Source organism: Gracilimonas sediminicola, assembly GCF_024320785.1.
Classification (GTDB): domain Bacteria; phylum Bacteroidota; class Rhodothermia; order Balneolales; family Balneolaceae; genus Gracilimonas; species Gracilimonas sediminicola.
Window position 1 is genome coordinate 314,221 of record NZ_JANDBC010000002.1, and the last position, 18,605, is coordinate 332,825.

General features: G+C 43.7%; 15 protein-coding genes. 6 read left to right on the plus strand and 9 right to left on the minus strand.

Annotation, left to right across the window (positions count from 1 at the left end):
• Positions 1–5: 5 nt before the first annotated feature.
• Both folE2 and NM125_RS11205 read right to left on the minus strand, forming a co-directional pair.
• On the minus strand, positions 6–905 hold the full coding sequence (gene folE2, locus NM125_RS11200) for a GTP cyclohydrolase FolE2 (protein WP_255135016.1): 900 nt from the start codon (positions 903–905) through the stop codon (positions 6–8).
• Positions 906–934: 29 nt separating this feature from the next.
• Positions 935–1,366: a 6-pyruvoyl trahydropterin synthase family protein gene (locus NM125_RS11205; RefSeq protein ID WP_255135017.1), complete on the minus strand. Its 432-nt coding sequence runs from the start codon at positions 1,364–1,366 to the stop codon at positions 935–937.
• Between the two features lie 259 nt (positions 1,367–1,625).
• On the opposite strand from NM125_RS11205, the gene NM125_RS11210 reads away from it, so the two are divergent.
• From NM125_RS11210 to NM125_RS11235, 6 genes are all read left to right on the plus strand, one after another.
• A complete protein-coding gene (locus NM125_RS11210) occupies positions 1,626–2,123 on the plus strand; it encodes an ATP-binding protein (protein ID WP_255135018.1) in 498 nt (165 codons plus the stop codon).
• Between the two features lie 9 nt (positions 2,124–2,132).
• Positions 2,133–2,420 carry an STAS domain-containing protein gene (locus NM125_RS11215; protein ID WP_255135019.1) on the plus strand — a complete coding sequence of 96 codons (288 nt, stop codon included), beginning with the start codon at positions 2,133–2,135 and terminating at the stop codon, positions 2,418–2,420.
• Positions 2,421–2,496: 76 nt separating this feature from the next.
• The gene (locus tag NM125_RS11220; RefSeq protein ID WP_255135020.1) at positions 2,497–3,018 is read left to right on the plus strand and encodes an RNA polymerase sigma factor; all 522 of its coding nucleotides are present in this window, start codon (positions 2,497–2,499) and stop codon (positions 3,016–3,018) included.
• A 102-nt stretch (positions 3,019–3,120) separates the two neighbouring features.
• Positions 3,121–4,740 carry a hypothetical protein gene (locus tag NM125_RS11225; RefSeq protein WP_255135021.1) on the plus strand — a complete coding sequence of 540 codons (1,620 nt, stop codon included), beginning with the start codon at positions 3,121–3,123 and terminating at the stop codon, positions 4,738–4,740.
• Positions 4,741–4,906: 166 nt separating this feature from the next.
• Positions 4,907–7,831: a TolB family protein gene (locus NM125_RS11230; protein ID WP_255135022.1), complete on the plus strand. Its 2,925-nt coding sequence runs from the start codon at positions 4,907–4,909 to the stop codon at positions 7,829–7,831.
• Positions 7,832–7,847: 16 nt separating this feature from the next.
• The gene (locus NM125_RS11235) at positions 7,848–8,852 is read left to right on the plus strand and encodes a PrsW family intramembrane metalloprotease (RefSeq protein WP_255135023.1); all 1,005 of its coding nucleotides are present in this window, start codon (positions 7,848–7,850) and stop codon (positions 8,850–8,852) included.
• 180 nt (positions 8,853–9,032) lie between these two features.
• On the opposite strand, the gene arsB is transcribed toward NM125_RS11235, so the two are convergent.
• The 7 genes from arsB to NM125_RS15985 form a co-directional block, all read right to left on the minus strand.
• Complete coding sequence (arsB, locus tag NM125_RS11240) at positions 9,033–10,070, minus strand: ACR3 family arsenite efflux transporter (RefSeq protein ID WP_255135024.1); 1,038 nt, start codon at positions 10,068–10,070, stop codon at positions 9,033–9,035.
• Position 10,071: 1 nt separating this feature from the next.
• Positions 10,072–10,518: a DUF6428 family protein gene (locus NM125_RS11245; protein ID WP_255135025.1), complete on the minus strand. Its 447-nt coding sequence runs from the start codon at positions 10,516–10,518 to the stop codon at positions 10,072–10,074.
• Between the two features lie 37 nt (positions 10,519–10,555).
• Entirely contained in the window at positions 10,556–11,164 is a 609-nt protein-coding gene (locus NM125_RS11250) for an arsenate reductase/protein-tyrosine-phosphatase family protein (RefSeq protein WP_255135026.1), read from the minus strand.
• A gap of 12 nt (positions 11,165–11,176) precedes the next feature.
• Positions 11,177–12,082: an arsenite methyltransferase gene (locus tag NM125_RS11255; RefSeq protein WP_255135027.1), complete on the minus strand. Its 906-nt coding sequence runs from the start codon at positions 12,080–12,082 to the stop codon at positions 11,177–11,179.
• Positions 12,083–12,121: 39 nt separating this feature from the next.
• The gene (locus tag NM125_RS11260; protein ID WP_255135028.1) at positions 12,122–12,454 is read right to left on the minus strand and encodes an ArsR/SmtB family transcription factor; all 333 of its coding nucleotides are present in this window, start codon (positions 12,452–12,454) and stop codon (positions 12,122–12,124) included.
• 278 nt (positions 12,455–12,732) lie between these two features.
• Positions 12,733–15,645, minus strand: a complete 2,913-nt coding sequence (locus NM125_RS11265; protein ID WP_255135029.1) for a T9SS type A sorting domain-containing protein — start codon at positions 15,643–15,645, stop codon at positions 12,733–12,735.
• Between the two features lie 40 nt (positions 15,646–15,685).
• Positions 15,686–18,553, minus strand: coding sequence for a TonB-dependent receptor (locus tag NM125_RS15985; RefSeq protein ID WP_255135030.1), 2,868 nt, complete (start codon positions 18,551–18,553; stop codon positions 15,686–15,688).
• Positions 18,554–18,605 lie beyond the last annotated feature (52 nt).

The following is an 18,605-nucleotide window of genomic DNA, read 5'->3' on the forward strand; positions in this document are numbered from 1 at the left end:
TCCGGTTATCTCAAACCATTCGGGAGTCCTTTACAAATTCTGCTTACCGCATCATGGCTGTGCAAGCTTTCCATGTGTACACATCGGACTACAAAATCACGGATGCTGTTGTAGCTGTCCAATTCATCATAAAGAAGACGAGCGGCATCTTCCACGAATTTTTGATAAGCTCCGTTCAGTTCTGCAAACGCCTGTTCGTCTTCCCTTTTCACCATAACCTGTGTTTCAGTTTGAAGGGCTGTTCGACAGATATTGACCAAATCCTCTACGAAAAACTCATCCTTCAGCGCTACCGTCACATTAGCCACGCTTCGCTGGCTGTGAGGTATGGCAGCTACTTCACGGGTTTCACGAGCATGTTCAGACAACTCGTACGAGCACGGACATGCACTGCTGTATTCAAAATCGAGGTGCATGTATTTCTGAAACTGATTGTAATTGTCCAGCCGTCCCTCAAAGGAAACCTTGTAGTACTGGTACCCTTTCATGTCGGAACGCAGACTGTCTTTGAGCAGCGGATAGTTGAAACTGACTCTCAAAAAAGATTCCTGGCTATCTAAATCATCTTTGTATGCCCGTAAAATTTCTTCAAGTCGGTCGAGATGAAAAACCTTATCCTGGAACTTATAAAAGGTGCGCATGATCCGACTCATGTTAATCCCCTTCTTATCCATTTCAAGACTTACATATCCATCTACAGAAGCCTCAAGCGTAATGGGGTCGCCTTCTCTTCGTCTGAACTTCAGCGGAAGCTTGAAATTGGAAATGCCCACCTGCTGGATAGGGACATTTGCCCCTTCTATAAGAGAAGCCGGCCCATTCTGTAAATCAGGCAGGGATTCTTTGTATTCTTCCGTTACCGTGAAGGTAGGGTCATAAAATCGTTGTATTTCATTCTTAATCATATCTCTAACTGCTAATGATGAATAGTCTGTTATAGTCCTCTGTACGGACAATATTCGGCAATATTTCGTTCGGTTTCGTACAGCTTAACCTTGTACAACTTTCCGTCTTTGGAACAGGCGGCTTCCACATCAGGGCGCAATTCGTCGAAAAAAGCACGAACCAGGTTTTCCGTTGTGGGAATGATTCCCTGCAAAAAATCTACATCCAGATTCAGGTTTTTATGATCGCAGGGATCCAGAACCTTCTCTTTGATAATGGATTTTAATTTACCAAGATCAATGGTATACCCCGTCTCCGGATCAGGCTCACCGGTTACGGTAACTTCAATTATATAGTTATGGCCGTGCCAGTTTGGAAGGTTGCACTTACCAAACGTTTCCCGATTCCACTCCTCACTCTTATCGGGATTATGAAGGCGGTGGGCGGCATTAAAATGGGCTCTGCGTGTTACAAACGTCAATGTTCTGTACCTAAAATTTCATGTTGTTTGGTTAGCTAACATTTGGAAATTAGAAACAGTTCTGCAAGTAGAAATTTTTTTGCGAACCGATTTCTCTAACAACCCATCCGCTCCGACGCAGGGCATCAGAGTGAGTAATTACCAAAACTTCAGAGTAAATACTATTCAGGGGATTCGTTAATCCTGTAAATCATAGTTCAGAACCCGGGCAAGAGCTCTGTTTACAAGGCAAACAAGGCACAGGCCCACATTAACCTCAATGTATTATTTAGAGTACATTTTATGCAATAATTTTATATATACATCAAATATTGACGGTTTTCTGGGTGGTATAACACTGACTTCTCTGCTTATGAAAATTACGGGTACTTTTAAACGGGATGTTGATGAATTACAGAACATATTCGACTTCCTTAAAAAAAATTGGGCGGGTTATGAGGTCAATGAAAATGATCAACGAAAGATTGAATTATCCGTTGAAGAAATTTTCATGAACATGGTTCGGCATAATCCGAATGCAGAGTTTGATATTAAACTAATAGTTGAAAAAAAGAATCGTAAGATTATATTAAGCCTGAGTGATTTTGAAGAAAAGCCATTTGATATAACTCAAGCGAGAGATGTTAACTTTGAGGAATATTTCAGGCAAAAAAAATCCGGGGGATTGGGTATTCACCTGGTTAAAGAAATTATGGATGATATCAAGTTTGTTCATCGGAACGGGATATCGACCATAACAATCACAAAATTGATTTAGGGTTTTTACATGCTGAAGATTGAAGAAGTAAGTGAAAACGAGTTAAAGTTTATTGGTGAGTTTAGTGCAAGTCAGGAAAGCATTGCTTCTGATAAGCTTTCTGAGCATGAAGAGACTTTGACCATTGATATGGGGGAATTAAAATACATTTCAAGCATGGGGTTAGGGGTGTTGGTAAAAACAAACCACAGGCTGAATGAAAACGGGCACTCGCTCAGGTTAAAAAACCTGAACAGTCATATTAAAGATATTTTCAAATTTACCCGCCTTGACCAGGTATTTGATTTAATCGATTAGGTAAGGCGCGGCCTGTAAAGCAGGCCTTTATTACAGCTTTCAACGACTGAAAGCATTTTCCTAACTAATACATGTTATGGCTGATGTAGGTGACTATGATCTTATCAAACGTTGTCTGAATGGGGACAATAGTGCTTTTGACCTTTTGGTAAAGCGATATGAGCGCCAGATGTACAGAACAGCATGGGGTATTGTTAAAAACTCAGATACAGCCAAAGATATAACCCAAACTGGATTTCTGAAGTGCTGGAAAAAGCTGCATACCTACAACCCTGATTTTAAATTTTACAGCTGGCTGTATCGAATAATGGTAAATGAGTCTCTTAATCACCTAAGAAACAAAAAAACACATTCCAGCCTGTCACTGTATCATAGTAGCGGAGAAAACCCTTATTTAAAATTATTAAAAAAAGAGGAAAACAGAATTCTGGCGAAATGTATTGGTGAGCTGCCTACAGATTATCGGGTTGTAATCCAATTAAGACATTTCGAAGAACTAAGCTATAAAGAAATTGCAGGCATTTTGGACATAGAACCCAGAACAGTAAAATCGCGATTATACACGGCAAGAATTCAATTGCGTGAAAAACTGCTTTAGCTACTTTTTATATCATTTTTATCGGGATACAAAAACTTACCAACTTTTTCCAATTTGTGGTGTACTTAAAGTAAACAATACCAATTCGACAGTAGATATTAGATGGAACAGGAGCTTATATACTTAATTCAGGCTGAAATTGACGGGGAAAACTCAGCAGCACAAAGCCTGAAAGTGAAAAAAATTCTGGAAGAAGACCAGGAAGCAAAAGCTCTTTATGACGATCTATTAAAAATTTCAAAAAACATTAAAAAACTTGGATCGGAAATCGATCCTTCTGAGTCCATCTCAGCCCGGGTACAACAAGAAATAGTAAATGAATCATGGGTTTACGGGGTACAATCTAATTCTAACATCAATCATAAACATAATAATGGGGACACTATGTCTGAATCAAACAAACTATTTTCGGGTCAAAATATAGCCTCTGCGCTTGTAGGAGCAGCCGTTGCTCTTTTGGTAGTTTTTATTACCGGAATGCCACAACCAAATCAAAGTGATGTAAGCGGGACAATCGGAGGAGACCCGGTTGAACGTGCCGAAAGGTATCGGGGAACACAAATGACGCATGCAGATATTTCTCTGGATGACGAAGAATTTCAGCAGGTTTTACAAAGCGATGTTTTTATCGACTTGGTAGAATCGGGTGAGTTAAAGAAGCTCTCTCAAAATGAAGCTTTTGTCCAGCTAATGGCCAGTCCTGACTTTAACCAGCTGTTTGCAAGTCCGGAATTCAATCAACTGATAGCAAGTCCTGATTTTTCTCAGCTTATGTCAGAAGCCTCTTTCAATAAACTGATGGCAAGTCAAAGCTTTAATCAATTAATTGCAAGCGCAGCTTTCAATGAGTTAATGGCAAGCCCGGATTTCAGTCGTCTTGCAGCAAGCGCGGAGTTTAATGGGTTAATGGAATCACCTGAGTTTATACTGCTCACAGCCAGTCCCGATTTTAACCGGTTGGCAGAGAACCCCTCTTTCAACTCATTAATGGCAAGCCCTGACTTTAGTCAGCTTTTAGCAGTACCTGATTTCAGTCGCCTAATTGCGAACCCAAATTTTAGCCGCTTAATGGCAAATCCTGACTTTAACCAGCTTACTGCTGCTGCGGAATTTAATCAACTTGCAGCAAGTGCTGAATTTAACCGTTTGATGGCAAGCCCAAATTTCAGCAGCCTGATGGCTAACCCAACATTCACCCAGTTAATGGCGAATCCAGACTTCAACAGATTAGTTTCCAGTCCTGGTTTTAACAATTTAATGTCCAGCGCCAGCTTTAGCAGACTGATCGCCAGTCCTGATTTTAGTCGCCTGGTTGCCAGTCCTGAATTTAGCCAATTAATGGCAAACCAGGGTTTCAGCCGATTGGTTGCAAGTCCTGAATTCAGCCGATTAATGGCCATTCCCAGCTTTAACAGTTTGATGGCCAGCCCAGATTTCAGCCGACTCATGGCAATTCCGAATTTTAGCCAGCTCATGGCAAGTCCCGACTTCAACCGGCTTGTATCAAGTCGGGAATTTAATCAGCTCTTGGCTAGTCCTAATTTTAGTATGCTGATGGCCAGTCAAAACTTCAGACAGCTAATGGCGATGCCGAACTTCAGCCAATTGCTGGCAAGTCCGAACTTCAACCAGCTGATGGCAAGCCCTAATTTCAGCCGGTTAATGGCCAATCCTAATTTCCATAGAATGGTTGCAAGCCCTGAGTTTGATCAAAGGCTATAAAATTCATCCATTTATTCAAACATAGAAGCTAACTGCTGCGGCAAATCAAGAATGGCCCTTTAATCGGGGTCATTCTTTTGTTTTTTAAGTCAGGGTTGATTAAATAGGTGCGGGGTTAACAAAAAAATTAACGGAGTACATTTTGGGTTATGCAAGCAAATTTATTTTGGGAGGTCTCATACTCTTATTATTTCAATCCTTTGCCTTCGGGCAGTACAAAACGGTAAAAACGGAAGATCTGAACCTTGTTTATTATAATTTCGGGCATGAATACCTCATCAACCACACAATCCGAAGCTACACCAACGCACTCGATTTCCATAAAGATAAGTTTAACTACCAGGTTACTGAGCCGGTAACGGTGATAATGTCCGATTTTGGTGACTTTGCGCAGGGTGGTGCCTCAGCCGTACCTAATAATGTGATTTTGATGGGAATAGCTCCCTTCCATTATGCATACGAGACCAACCCCGCTAATGAACGAATAGGTGTGCTGATGAAGCACGAGTTGGTTCATATAATCGCTCAGGAGAAATCATCTTCAGCTGATCGTTTTTATCGTAAACTGTTTGCCGGTAAAGTTTTCCCTGATCGGGACAACCCCGTTTCTATGCTATACAGCTACCTGACGGTGCCCCGGATTTTTTCCCCAAGATGGTACCATGAAGGTATTGCTGAGTATATGACCACGTGGATGTCGGGCGGCATCGGACGAGTAATGGGCGCATATGACGAAATGATGTTCCGGACTATGGTGCGCGACTCTTCCTATATTTATGATGCCGTTGGGCTGGAGTCAGAAGGCACCACTACCGACTTTGAAGCCGGTGCAAATTCCTACATGTATGGCACCCGCTTTATGGCTTACCTGTCTTACCAATATGGACCGGAATCTTTACTTGAGTGGGTTTCCCGGGATGACGACAGTAAAAGATTTTATGCCCGACAATTTGAGCAGGTTTACGGAAATTCATTAGATGATGAATGGTCTGAATGGATAGAATGGGAAAAAGAATGGCAACAAAATAATCTGGCTAACATCAGAAGGAATCCGGTTACAGAGAGAACCTTACTCTCAGAAACACCCATTGGAGGTGTTTCTTCAGCTATCTATGCAAAAGAATTGAATAAAATTATTTTTGCAGCTGATCTCCCGGGCCAGATTGCACATATCGCTTTGTTAGATCCAAGAACGGGGGGAATGGAGCGTGTTGCAGATATTAATGGATCTGCTCTCTACTTCGTTAGTTCATTAGCCTATAATGCTGACGGCCAAACGATATTCTATACCAATGATAATAACGGCTGGCGTGATTTATTTGCCGTAAACATAGAAACCGGCAACTCAAGGCAATTGATAAAAGATCTGCGCGCCGGAGATCTGGTGTTCAATCCCAATGACCGATCTCTTTGGGGAGTCAGGCATTTAAATGGCATTGTATCCTTAATTCGCATCCCGGAGCCATATACAGAATGGAACCGAATCCATTCCATGCCTTATGGTGAAGATCTCTTTGATATCGATATCTCTCCCGACGGCAAATATTTGAGTGCTGCTATCGGTGATGTGCAAGGCCTGCAAAAGCTGGTCATGATGAGTACCGACTCTTTAATGCAGGGGAAATTTGAGCCTAAGGAAATCTATGATTTCGAAGTGAGTTCCCCCGCCAGTTTTAAGTTTTCTAAAGATGGAAAGTTCTTGTTTGGTTCCAGCTATTACTCCGGTGTATCAAATATTACCAGATATGACATCGAAAACGATCAAATGGAATGGCTTACCAATGTAGAAACCGGTTATTTCAAACCTATTCCCATTACGGATGACACCCTCATGGCGTTCGAATATACGGGAAAAGGATTCTTACCTGTACTCATTGAGAACAAGCCTGCGGAAAGAGTAAGTGCCATTAATTTTCTTGGGCAAGAAATAGTTGAAAAGCACCCCGTTGTTATAGACTGGATGCTTCCCCCGCCTTCTCCCGAAAAGTATAACGTGGATGAATTACGGACGGGACAATCCGATTATACACCTTTCTCAAACATGGCTTTAACCTCGGCCTACCCTATTATTCAGGGATTCAAAGACTATGCCGCAGCCGGAATGCGATTCAATTTCAACGACCCACTCAGGTTTCACAATTTGGGCATTGCACTATCTTATTCCCCCTATTCCAGTCTGGCCGGTGATGAAAGATTCCATGCTTCTTTTTCCTATGAAGCTCAAAAGTGGAGATATTTCGGTAACTATAACGGAGCTGATTTCTATGACCTTTTTGGCCCTACCAAACAGTCACGTAAAGGGTATTCCATTGGATTGGGAAGAAATTTTCAACTGATGGACGAGGTTGATAAAACGCTTACGGCTGATTTAAGTACCGCTTACTATGGTGGGATGGAACGACTGCCAAGTTTCCAGAATGTAATTACCTCTTTTTCTGAATTCGTTTCTCTTTCGGGCAGTTTATCTTATAAAGCCATGTTGGCATCATTAGGAGCAGTGGATTATGAAAAAGGATGGGGTTGGGAGCTGCAGACCTATCACAATTATGTTGAGGGCACTTTATTTCCGAGGGTAAATCAAAATTTGGACTATGGAATTGCATTGCCTATTCACCACTCTTCCATTTGGCTAAGGTCTTCGGCAGGCATTTCATTCTCCCCCAGAAGAGAGCCTCTTGGCAACTTCTATTTTGGAGGATTTGGTAACAACTGGATTGATTACAAACCCAGTAAAAGATACCGATCGCCACAGGCTTTTCCCGGTGCGGATCTAAACCAGGTTGGCGGTACCAATTATGGAAAACTGATGGTGGAATGGTCCCTCCCACCTGTGCGATTTAAAAGGGCCGGTTTTATGAACCTATATGCTAACTGGGCACAACTTAATCTATTCACCACAGGATTACTCACCAACATAGATGATGATACCTTTTTGCAACGATATTACAATGCCGGGGCACAGTTAGACTTCAGGTTATCCGTCATTTCCATCTTGGAATCTACCTTTTCAGTAGGTTATGCCTCTGCCTGGAACGATATTGCAGGCACCCGCAGTGATGAACTGATGATTTCATTAAGATTGATGAGATAAAATAAAATTTGCGAGCATGATCCAGGTTTTAGAGTTTAGTTTTGCCCTTTTGCCCATAGTCATTTTTCTGATTGGCATGTGGATGCTTGACAGCTTTCAGCTTATAAAAACAAGAGAAGTGATAATCACCATTCTCTTTGGATTCTTAATAGCCGGTATAGCTGTACTGTTTCATGGAACCATTCTGAATAATACAGGTATTGACAGAGCGGCGTTATCCAGGTATATAGCACCGGTTAGTGAAGAGTTTTTAAAATTTCTCCCTGTTATTTTTCTGATTGTGACTCGTAGGGTCGGGTTTATGGTAGATGCTGCAATTTTTGGCCTGGCTGTAGGAGCCGGATTCGCCATTATTGAAAACCTGTATTACCTTAGAGCATTAGAAGAAGCTACTTTGATCACCTGGTTTGTACGGGGATTCGGCACAGCTATAATGCATGGTTGTACAACAGCCATCGCAGCTATCATCAGTAAGGATTTATTCGATACTAAAGACTGGCCGGCTATGCTTTCATTTGTCCCCGGTTTCCTGCTCGCTGTGGTACTGCATGCTTTATTTAACATGTTTCTGCTGCCACCTACTACTTCAGCCTTACTCATCACCATTTCTTTACCGCCTGTTTTATACCTCGTATTCAAGAAAAGTGAGGCTCACACCCGCTCCTGGCTCGGCACCGGGCTCGACAGTGACATGGAGCTGTTACAAATCTTATTAGCCGGCAATATCTCACAGACAAGAATTGGAGGATATATTCAATCTATACGTGATAAGTTTCCGCCGGCAGTAGTAGGCGATATTATTTGCTACTTACGCGTTTACCTGGAGCTATCCATTAAAGCAAAAGGCATTCTGATTATGAAAGACAGTGGTGTGGAGTTACCTCCCGATCCAGATGTTGAAGCTCAGTTTGAAGAACTTGAATACCTGGAATCACAAATTGGAAAAATTGGGCTTCTTGCCATCCAGCCTCTTTTAAAGATTGACAACACGGATCTATGGCAGCTATCTCTAATGCGTTAGACTATTATTTGGGCCTCCTTGCGGATGCGAACTGTACAATACTTACAAACTAATATCCGCTCCGACGCAGAGCATCAGAGCCAGTACTAATCATTGCAATCCTATCATCCTACAAATCATGGTTCAAAACCCGAAATCCACAATTAGCAGAAATCAGATAAACTACCCTCGTTACGTGTATCAGTAGCTTGCTCGCTTGCTGTTAGCAAATCTTACCAGCGATAGCATCACAGGCACTTCAATCAAAACACCAACAACGGTTACTAAAGCTGCACCAGACTGCAGTCCGAATAAAGCGATAGCCACGGCAACTGCAAGCTCAAAAAAGTTACTGGCCCCGATCATAGATCCCGGTGCACAAACCTGATACGGCAACCCGATCCACTTTCCCCCAAACCATGCGATTCCAAAGATGAAATATGTCTGGATGATCAGAGGGATGGCAATGAAGATGATATCCAAAGGCTGTGATATAATGCGTTCTCCCTGGTAAGCAAACAGCAGAATCAATGTGATCAATAATGCTGAAATGGAAACAGGTTTGAACTTTGGCAGGAAGGTTTCGGTGTACCACTGCTTCCCTTTTTTAGCGATGGCCACTTTGTGTGTCAGATAACCCGCTACTAATGGAATCACCACAAAAACGATAATGGAGGCTGCCAATGTATTCCACGGAATGATAATATCCGTAATACCCAGCAACAGACCAACAATAGGAATGAACAATACCAATATCAGCAAGTCATTTACCGAGACTTGCACCAGGGTATAATTAGGATCTCCGTCCGATAAATAGGACCATACAAACACCATAGCCGTACAAGGAGCGGCTCCCAGCAGGATTGCCCCGGCAATATATTGGTCAGCCAGCTCAGGACTCAGCCATGCAGAATACAGCTGATCAAAGAATATCCAGGCAAAGAATGCCATGGTAAAGGGTTTTATAGCCCAGTTGATGATAACAGTCCACACTACTCCTTTCGGTGACTTTCCGATCTCTTTGAGCGAAGCAAAATCAACCTGTAGCATCATGGGGTAAATCATCAGCCAGATCAAAACAGCTACGGGTATGTTGACTTTGTAAATCTCCCATCGGCTGATGACTTCGATGGAATCCCCGGCCAGATATCCTACCCCAATTCCAATTCCGATACACAGCAATACCCAAACTGTCAGGTATCGCTCAAAAAAGTCCATGCTCTTTTCCGAATTTGACATCTTAACAACAAGCCCCCGCTTTCACTTCTCTGTTTAAACTTGGTTTGCATACAGTGGGTTTTACCGACAATGCCATAATAAGCATTTCTGAATTTTCCTTTACATCTTGTATAGAATATCGAATAGTGGGATGAGCGGAATCGCCGAACTCAATAAACAATTCAGCTTCATCACGGTATTCTTGTTTTTCCCCCACAAGCCCGATGATCTTAAGTGCCTTGTCGGTTGTCCATTCAGCCTTATTTTCAGAGTTCTCATTCACCCAAAGCTGAATTACCGTTTCATTGTATGAGTGCTCGTTTCCGCCACAATCCACTGAATCTACCGAATGGTGTTGTATTTCGGTGATGTGAAGATCACCGGATATTACCGTTGAGTCCGGAAGACTGAATTGCAGCTCTTTTCCTGTGTTATTTACCAAAGTGGTTATAAAAGTTGAAGTATTCATTTTATCGTATTTTTGCGATTAATATGGATAAATTTTTTTAGACGTTGCTCATCATATAAAACATCTCTTTAGCAATCTGAAAACATCGTTCATCATAGGTTTCTTTCTCTTTATCGGTGCCGTCTGATTCTTTTGGATCACGATAGGTAACAGCAATCCTGAATTCGGTACCGGGCACAAACGGGCAATTTTCATCTGCATCGGAACAGGTCATTACAGCCGCAAAAGATGCATCCGGGTTGACATCATCATCGAATTTCTTGGAAAAACAAGTAAGCGATTCTGCCTCATCACTAAATGTGACCTGATACCGGGGATTGTCTCCACCGGGATTTTCAACCTCAAAACCGGCTCTTTCAATAGCTGCCACCGCCCTCGGATTAAAGGCTATTGCTTCTGTCCCGCCTGAATAGGTTTCAATATTATCGATCCCATAATAATGCGCAGCCGCTGCAGTCCAGATCTGGGCGAGGTGACTCCGCCGGCTGTTATGCGTACAAATGAAGTTCAGTTTGGCTACCCGGTCATTCTCTGTTTTTTTCCTGATATAATCAGACAGTTTCTTCAGGTTTTCCTTTCTTTTGTCAGGAATGGAATCGTAACCGGGTTCCAGCTTTTGAATGTATTCTTTCAGTTTATGATACATCAGTTAACAAACTTAGCAGCATCCCGAACCGGGCTCACAAGCATTTGCATTGGCATTTCCGAGCATCGTCACGGCTTCCTTTTTCGCAGATTTACCTTCCCCGGCTTTCCGGGCAAATACAGTGATGCTGTAAATACCGGTTCCGCCTGAGTTAAATTCGGCTATTTCGTCCTCAGCTAAATATTGACTTAGAATATCCTCGGGAATCTCAATCGGTTTTTCTTTCTGGATGGTGATGTCTTCAAATCCGGCTTCTTTGATATAGCCCAGATAGGTTTCTTTTTGGATGGCGCCGGCTACACATCCTGCATACATTTCGGCATCTTCCCGAAGGGCTTCCGGGAGATCTCCCTCCAATACAATATCAGAAATACTGAAATGTCCGCCGGGTTTAAGCACCCTGTGAATTTCGGTAAAAACTTTTTCTTTGTCGGGAACCAGGTTCAATACACAGTTGCTGACCACTACATCGGCTACATCATCAGAAGCCGGCAGTTCTTCTATATCCCCATATCGAAATTCCACATTATTAAACCCGAGCTTGTCTGCATTTTGCCGTGCTTTAGCAATCATCGGTTCTGCAAAGTCAATTCCCAACACCTTCCCTTCTGCCCCTGCCTCATGCCTTGCTACAAAACAATCATTTCCAGCCCCGGAACCCAGGTCAATTACATAGTCCCCTTTCTTGATTTGCGCGAATTGTGTTGGCAGCCCGCAACCCAAACCTAAATCTGCATCAGCATTATACCCCTCCAGTTCACTGTAATCATCCGTCATGATGTTATATACTTTGGTAGATTCTCCCCCTGCACCACAACATGAACGAGCGTTATAATCTTTAGCCTGCTCACTGATCTGGCTGTACTTCTGGCGAACTGTTTCTTTTAGCTCTTCGGGTGATTTTTGATGTGATTTCATAATTGGGAAATTTTGAATTGGGGGATTATGAATACTTTTTCAACAGCAATTTGGGTTTTGGGTCGTCAGATCTTTTAACAGTGATTCCATCACGGTTTTCAATTCAGCTACATTTTCTTCATCCAGGCAATAACAGGTTCGGACTCCGTCGATCTCACCTTTTATAATTCCCGCAGACTTCAATGCTTTCAAATGCTGGGAAACGGTGGATTGAGCCAGGGGCAGCTCTTCGGTGATATCTCCACATATACAGGTATTTCGTTTTGCCAGTATTTCCAGAATAGCTATACGTGCGGGATGAGCCAGAGCCTTTGCAAACTCAGCAGCTTTCACCTGTTTTTCGTCGAATAATTGTGCTTTTGTGAGTGCCATAATCGTATATCGTAATTATACGATTAATGGTACGGGAATATCTGCTGAGTGTCAACAACTTTGTTACCAAGATTGATACCGAAAATGTCATTTCACTGTAAATGTCCGAGAACCAGACTCCTGCCTCCGCAGGAATGACAAAGAGGTTAAGTAATCCCAGTAATCCTTAAATCCAATATCTGTAGTCAAAAAAAAGAGAGCCCCGGTTCCCCGGAGCTCTCTCTGATCAGCACACCTCACAGTGATGTGAGACGTTTATGTGAGTAGGAATAGGTTAATTACTTAATCAGTGTCATCTTACGCGTTATAGCCACATTTCCACTGGTTAAGCGATAGATGTATAAACCACTTGAGAGATTGCTTGCATTAAAGTTCAGGGTATTCATACCTGAAGAGAACATTTCTCTGTTTGCAAGCGTAGCAACTTCACGTCCCAGCATGTCATACACCTTCAGTGTTACCTGCTGCGCTTTTGGCAGTGTAAAGCTGATTTGTGTAGTTGGGTTGAATGGGTTCGGATAGTTTTGGTTCAGAGAAACCGCATTTGGCACTTCGGCAACCGGTTCTTCTGTATCCGTAACCACGCCGTCTCCCAGGAAGCCGTAAGCATCCAGAGCAGTCCATCCTGCTGCCCAGTTAGTACCATCGAAGGCACCAACGTAATTTGTGCTGTAGAACCAGCTGTCTCCCATCGAGCCGGCTGCACCATAGACAGGGCTTGTTGGAACAGGACGAGGATCCAAACCTCCGTCAGTAGTTCGGCTGATACCAATCAGTTGTGGGTCGGTCACTGAGTTTCCGTTTTCATTCAGCATGGTGGCTTCGTAATCGTTGGTGGCAATTTCAGCAATAGTTGAACCTGTACCGAAGTCGAAAAAGAAGCTGTTGTTGATGTTGAGTGAGTCTGCTTCCAGTCGGGCACGTGAATCGAAGTCATCTACGCCATCTACATCTTCCACGCGAAGAGCATTGCCCGGGTGGTCGGTGAATACAGAGTTGGCGTAAAGAGCACCGGTGTTATCACGAAATTCCAGCATTTGTCCCGGATCTCCGGATGGTGTTGAGGATGAACCCGGTCCAATATAGGTAGCATTTGCAATTACAGGGTAAGCAAATGGCGTACCGGTTTCATCTCCGCCGGCTCCGTCCATTTCAGCTGAACGACCTGCTTGGTCACTATCCTGAATTACAAACCAGAACTGACCTTTTCCACGGAAGCCCTGATCCCAGTCAAAAGCGTCATCATTGTTGAAAGCGGAAATCAGGTAACGGGTGTTTACCGTTCCACCGAACCACTCGTATCCGTCATCACCTGAGGCAAATGACTCAACATACTCGATAGTTGTACCGGCACCTACTCCACCTAAAGTCAGTCCCTGAATCTCATTACCTGAACTTGATCCAATGTTGATCCCTGTGTGTCGGATCGATACATAACGAAGTACACCGGAATCATCCATGTCGTCTGTACCGCCATATCCTACCAGTGCAGGATCAGACTCAATCTCATTCACACCTTCGATGGTCGCTTCAACAGTATTATTGGTTGATGCTCGGCCAAGAATTACAATACCACCCCATTCTCCAACATCATCTTTGGTTAAGTTGGCATCCTCTTCAGCTGTAAATACAATAGGGTTGCTTGGAGAACCTTCAGCAAAAATTCTGGAATCGCGAGTAATTACTAATCCGGAAGCATCAAGGTCCTGACCGGCTGCTCCTCGAACAGTGGTTCCGGCTTCGATATAAAGATCCGCACCATTGGTTACGAAGATCATCCCGTCCAGAAGATATTCATTGTCTGCGGTCCAGTATGTATCCTCGGTAATATTGGCTGAAACAGTTACCGTTCCAGCTGTCCCTTCAGCTGCCAGATATCCGTATTGATCCAGGGCAGTCCATCCGGCTAACCAGTTGTTACCGCCAAAAGCACCTTTGTAAGCTACATTACTGAAGAAAGCATCATTTGGAATTTCTGCTCCCTCAAGAACATCAGCATTACCCGGACGCGGGTCTAAACCTGCATCATCGGTTCGGCTAATTCCCCCTAACTGAGGATCTGTAACGCTATTGCCGTTTTCATTCAGCATGGTGGCTTCGTAATCGTTGGTAGCCATGTCGGCCAGGGTGTTTCCTGTACCAAAGCTGAAGAATACACTATTATTGATGTTCAAAGAATCTGCTTCGAGACGAGCTCTTGAATCGAATTCATCAACTCCGTCCACATCTTCCACACGAAGGGCGTTACCCGGGTGGTCGGTAAAGATAGAGTTAGTATAAAGAGCACCGGTGTTGTCACGGAACTCAAGCATTTGTCCAGGATCTCCGGATGGAGTGGAAGAAACTCCCGGCCCTACATAGGTAGCGTTGGAGATAACAGGATAGGCGAATGGAGTACCTGTTTCATCTCCTCCGGCTCCGTCCATTTCAGCAGAACGTCCGGCCTGATCACTGTCCTGAATCACAAACCAGAACTGACCTTTTCCACGAAAGCCCTGGTCCCAGTCAAAGGCATCATCATTATTAAAAGCAGACACCAAATATTTGGTATTTACTGTTCCACCGAACCACTCGTATCCGTCATCACCTGAGGCAAATGACTCAACGTATTCGATGGTAGTACCGGCACCTACTGCACCTAAAGTCAGTCCTTGAATTTCATTACCTGAACTGGAACCAATGTTGATTCCTGTATGTCGAATAGATACATAACGAAGAACACCCGAATTGTCCATGTCGTTATCTCCACCGTAGCCTACAAGAGCAGGATCAGATTCGATCTCATTCACACCTTCGATGGTCGCTTCAACTGTATTATTTGTTGATGCGCGACCAAGAATTACAATACCACCCCACTCACCAACATCATCTTTGGTTAAGTTGGCATCATCTTCTGCTGTGAAGATAATTGGGGAATCTGCAGTGCCTTCAGCGAAGATTCTGGAACCGCGGGTAATTACCAGCCCGGAAGCATCAAGGTCTTGCCCTGCCGCTCCGCGAACAGTGGTTCCGGCTTCGATATAAAGATCCGCACCGTCGGTTACGAAAATCATACCATCGAGCAGGTATTCGTTGTCAGAAGTCCATTCGGTGTCTTCCGTTATGTTAGAACTGACAGTCACTGTTGTTTGCGCCATCGCAAGAGCGGGAACAATCATCAGTGCTGCAATAAGTAGCGTTACTTTTTTCATTTGTACGTTTTGGTTATTTGGGATTTAAGTTAAAGCCTCTTTAAATCTTGTATTTAATGCCCAGAGAAAATGTACGTCCACGCTTATATCGCTGATAGAAATATTCGTCACCATTAAAGGATTGTGACTGAATGATATACGGGTCCAGAATATTGCCCACCTTAAAGCTGAGCTCGAAATGATCAGCAATGGTTTTGTTGGCGGTGAAGTTGAGAGAGCCATATCCTCGTTCATAAATATCCGGGGTGGCGCCCTCAGAGATAATCCCCAATCGGTCTCCAAAGTAGTTGTAGCTCACCGAGGAGTTGAACTCGATGTCAGGGTTTGAGTACCCCAAATCAAAATTGAAGAGGAAAGGAGATTGGCCCTGCAGTTCCCTGGTATCTTCTGCATCAGGTTTTGCATTTCGAATTACAAGCAGTTCTAATTCAGGAATATCCACATAAGAGCGTACAAGCGTATAGTTGGTAGCTAATGAAAAGTGACGCAGATTCTCGGTAAGGAAGCCCAGGTTCTTGCGGATTTCAAGTTCGAGCCCGTACACACGACCTTCTTCTACGTTCTGAATGGAAAGTGCATCATTCCCGATATCTGTTCTGATTACCCGCTCTAAAGGATTTTTCAGTTCTTTATAGAACCCACTTACAGCCAGTATTTCACCCGGACCAGTGAATAATTCCCAGCGAATATCATAATTGGTAATCAGCGTGCGCTTCAGGTTTTCATTCCCCTGAAATAATAATCCTCCTACAAAGTCGAAGGTGATATAAGGTGCAAGCTCTCTGAATGTCGGGCGTGCTACCGTTTTGGTATAAGCTGCCCGGATGTTCATATTATCGGTGAGGCTGAAAATACCGTTCACAGAAGGCAGATAATCGGTATTGGAGATTGAACCAACAGCGAGCGATGTATCCTGACTTACCACTTCAATATCAGCCTGCTCAAGCCGCACTCCCCCAATTAGCCTGAACCAATCGGTAACGGGCAATTCGGCCATGAGGTAAGCAGCAGAAACGGTTCGAGTGGCGTCATAATTACTTCTTGGGGTGGAAGCATTCTGCACATAGTTTCCGAATTGTGGCCGGCCACTGTTGCTGTATCTTAAGATTCCCAGTGAATCAAAAAACGCATCCACATTCCCTTCCACATCGTTCAGGGTGAAGTTCTGTGTGTCGGTATAGAAGTCAAATCGTTGTTCTCTGAAATCACGATCAACATCAACAAGGTTACCACCAAACTTGATGTTACCTGCCACTCCGTTGAAGGAATTAAAAGGAATGGTTACATCCACACCAACTGAACGGTTTGACTCTTCCAGATTTCGGTAGAAACGTCCTGGTCGCTGGAAGTTATTGGTTGGGCTTGAATGGAGAATTGCCCCTGATGGAAAAGTATCCACCTGGGTAGTGAAGTAACGCAAATCAGGTTCATCCTGAATATTTGTTGCGCTTGCGGCTTTCCACTCCACCGTAGTTTTGAGAAAGTTCTCGAAATAGCTCTTCCCGCTTAACTGGAATGAAGACAGACTTCGCTCCGTATATTGAACCACACGCGTTTGGAAAAGAGCATTGGGGATGTCGTACTGAAAACCTTCTAAATAGCGGCCTTCGCCGGTACCGCTTTGAGTTCTCAGGAAACGTGCGGAAACTTTATGCGCATCAGACAGTCGATACGATAGTGTTGCCATTCCACCCCAGTCCACATTGCGCTGGCCTTTGATGTCAGTCACATCAAGCCGGCGAAACAGCTGCTCAGAATCGTCGAAATTACCAACCAGGTCGTATCTTGATACCACTCCGTCATCATAACCTGAATACCCCTGGCTGTATGAAAAGCTGGCCGTGTATCCCAGGTCGTTTCCTAAAAAGGGAACCTGATTCCCTACGGAAATACCATAACTCTGGTCCATCACCCCATACTGCTCACGGGGACGAAATTCGTTGTTGAAAGCATTTGATAAACGATCGAGCGTTTCTGCAGCTTCCGGATCATTGCGGGTATCACGCAGGGTTGGAAATTCCTGTCCGCTTTTTATAAAGTCCCGGACTTCCTGAGGGACTCCTCTTCTTCCTCCGTCAAAACCCAAATAATCGGTGCTGCTTGCATCTCCTACAACAAGGTCTGTAAATGTAGATTTGGTATTAAACCCTGTTGAGGCAGAAGCCTGGAATGAGAATTGCTCCGGAAAATCCTTGGTTGCAATATCTACCAACCCCCCACTGAAGTTACCCGGCTTATCGGGTGTAAATGTTTTCAGGGTTACGATATTCTCCAGAAGATTGCTTGGGAATATATCGAGCTGAAAAGATTTCCTGTTAGGATCTGCAGAAGGCAGTTCTGATCCATTCAGGTGGGTACTGGTGTATCGGTCTCCCAATCCCCGGATGAATACATATTTACCATCCACTACAGAAGCCCCAACAACTTTCTTTAGGGCTCCGGCTGCATCTCCGCTACCGCTGCTGGAGATACTTTCAGCAGAAATAGCATCGCTGAATGAAATGGCTTTTTGGCGCTGCCTGAGCAACCCGGCTTCATTATCCAAAATAGCTTCGGCCGTAATAATTACGTCGTCAAGCTTTTCGGTTTCGGGTTGAAGGGTAATATCCAGCTTGGTTACTTCGCCGGAATTTACCTCTACGCCGGTAATGGTTTGTTTTTGAAAAGAAATATAACTGACTTCAAGGGTATAACTGCCCGGCTCAATATTCTTGATGGTATATTGGCCATCAAGGTTTGTGGAAGTACCAATGGTAGTTCCCTGAAGTACTACATTAACTCCGATAAGAGTTTCGCCGCTTTCGGCATCTACTACGGTACCGGTGATGGTACCTGCATCCTGCGCTTTTAGGTTAAACGAAAAAGAAAGCGCAAAACAAACGAGTGCTGATATTATGTGTGTTTTCACGTGTGCTGATATGTTTTAGTTTTGCTTTCATAATGCACTGCAAAACTAAACC

Excerpts from the sequence above, each read along its gene's own strand:
- arsB (WP_255135024.1), bottom strand. The coding sequence starts at position 10,070 with ATGTCAAATTCGGAAAAGAGCATGGACTTTTTTGAGCGATACCTGACA.
- NM125_RS11245 (WP_255135025.1), bottom strand. The coding sequence starts at position 10,518 with ATGAATACTTCAACTTTTATAACCACTTTGGTAAATAACACAGGAAAA.
- NM125_RS11250 (WP_255135026.1), bottom strand. The coding sequence starts at position 11,164 with ATGTATCATAAACTGAAAGAATACATTCAAAAGCTGGAACCCGGTTAC.
- NM125_RS11260 (WP_255135028.1), bottom strand. The coding sequence starts at position 12,454 with ATGGCACTCACAAAAGCACAATTATTCGACGAAAAACAGGTGAAAGCT.
- NM125_RS11210 (WP_255135018.1), top strand. The coding sequence starts at position 1,626 with ATGTATTATTTAGAGTACATTTTATGCAATAATTTTATATATACATCA.
- NM125_RS11255 (WP_255135027.1), bottom strand. The coding sequence starts at position 12,082 with ATGAAATCACATCAAAAATCACCCGAAGAGCTAAAAGAAACAGTTCGC.
- NM125_RS11225 (WP_255135021.1), top strand. The coding sequence starts at position 3,121 with ATGGAACAGGAGCTTATATACTTAATTCAGGCTGAAATTGACGGGGAA.
- NM125_RS11235 (WP_255135023.1), top strand. The coding sequence starts at position 7,848 with ATGATCCAGGTTTTAGAGTTTAGTTTTGCCCTTTTGCCCATAGTCATT.
- NM125_RS11220 (WP_255135020.1), top strand. The coding sequence starts at position 2,497 with ATGGCTGATGTAGGTGACTATGATCTTATCAAACGTTGTCTGAATGGG.
- NM125_RS11265 (WP_255135029.1), bottom strand. The coding sequence starts at position 15,645 with ATGAAAAAAGTAACGCTACTTATTGCAGCACTGATGATTGTTCCCGCT.
- NM125_RS11215 (WP_255135019.1), top strand. The coding sequence starts at position 2,133 with ATGCTGAAGATTGAAGAAGTAAGTGAAAACGAGTTAAAGTTTATTGGT.
- folE2 (WP_255135016.1), bottom strand. The coding sequence starts at position 905 with ATGATTAAGAATGAAATACAACGATTTTATGACCCTACCTTCACGGTA.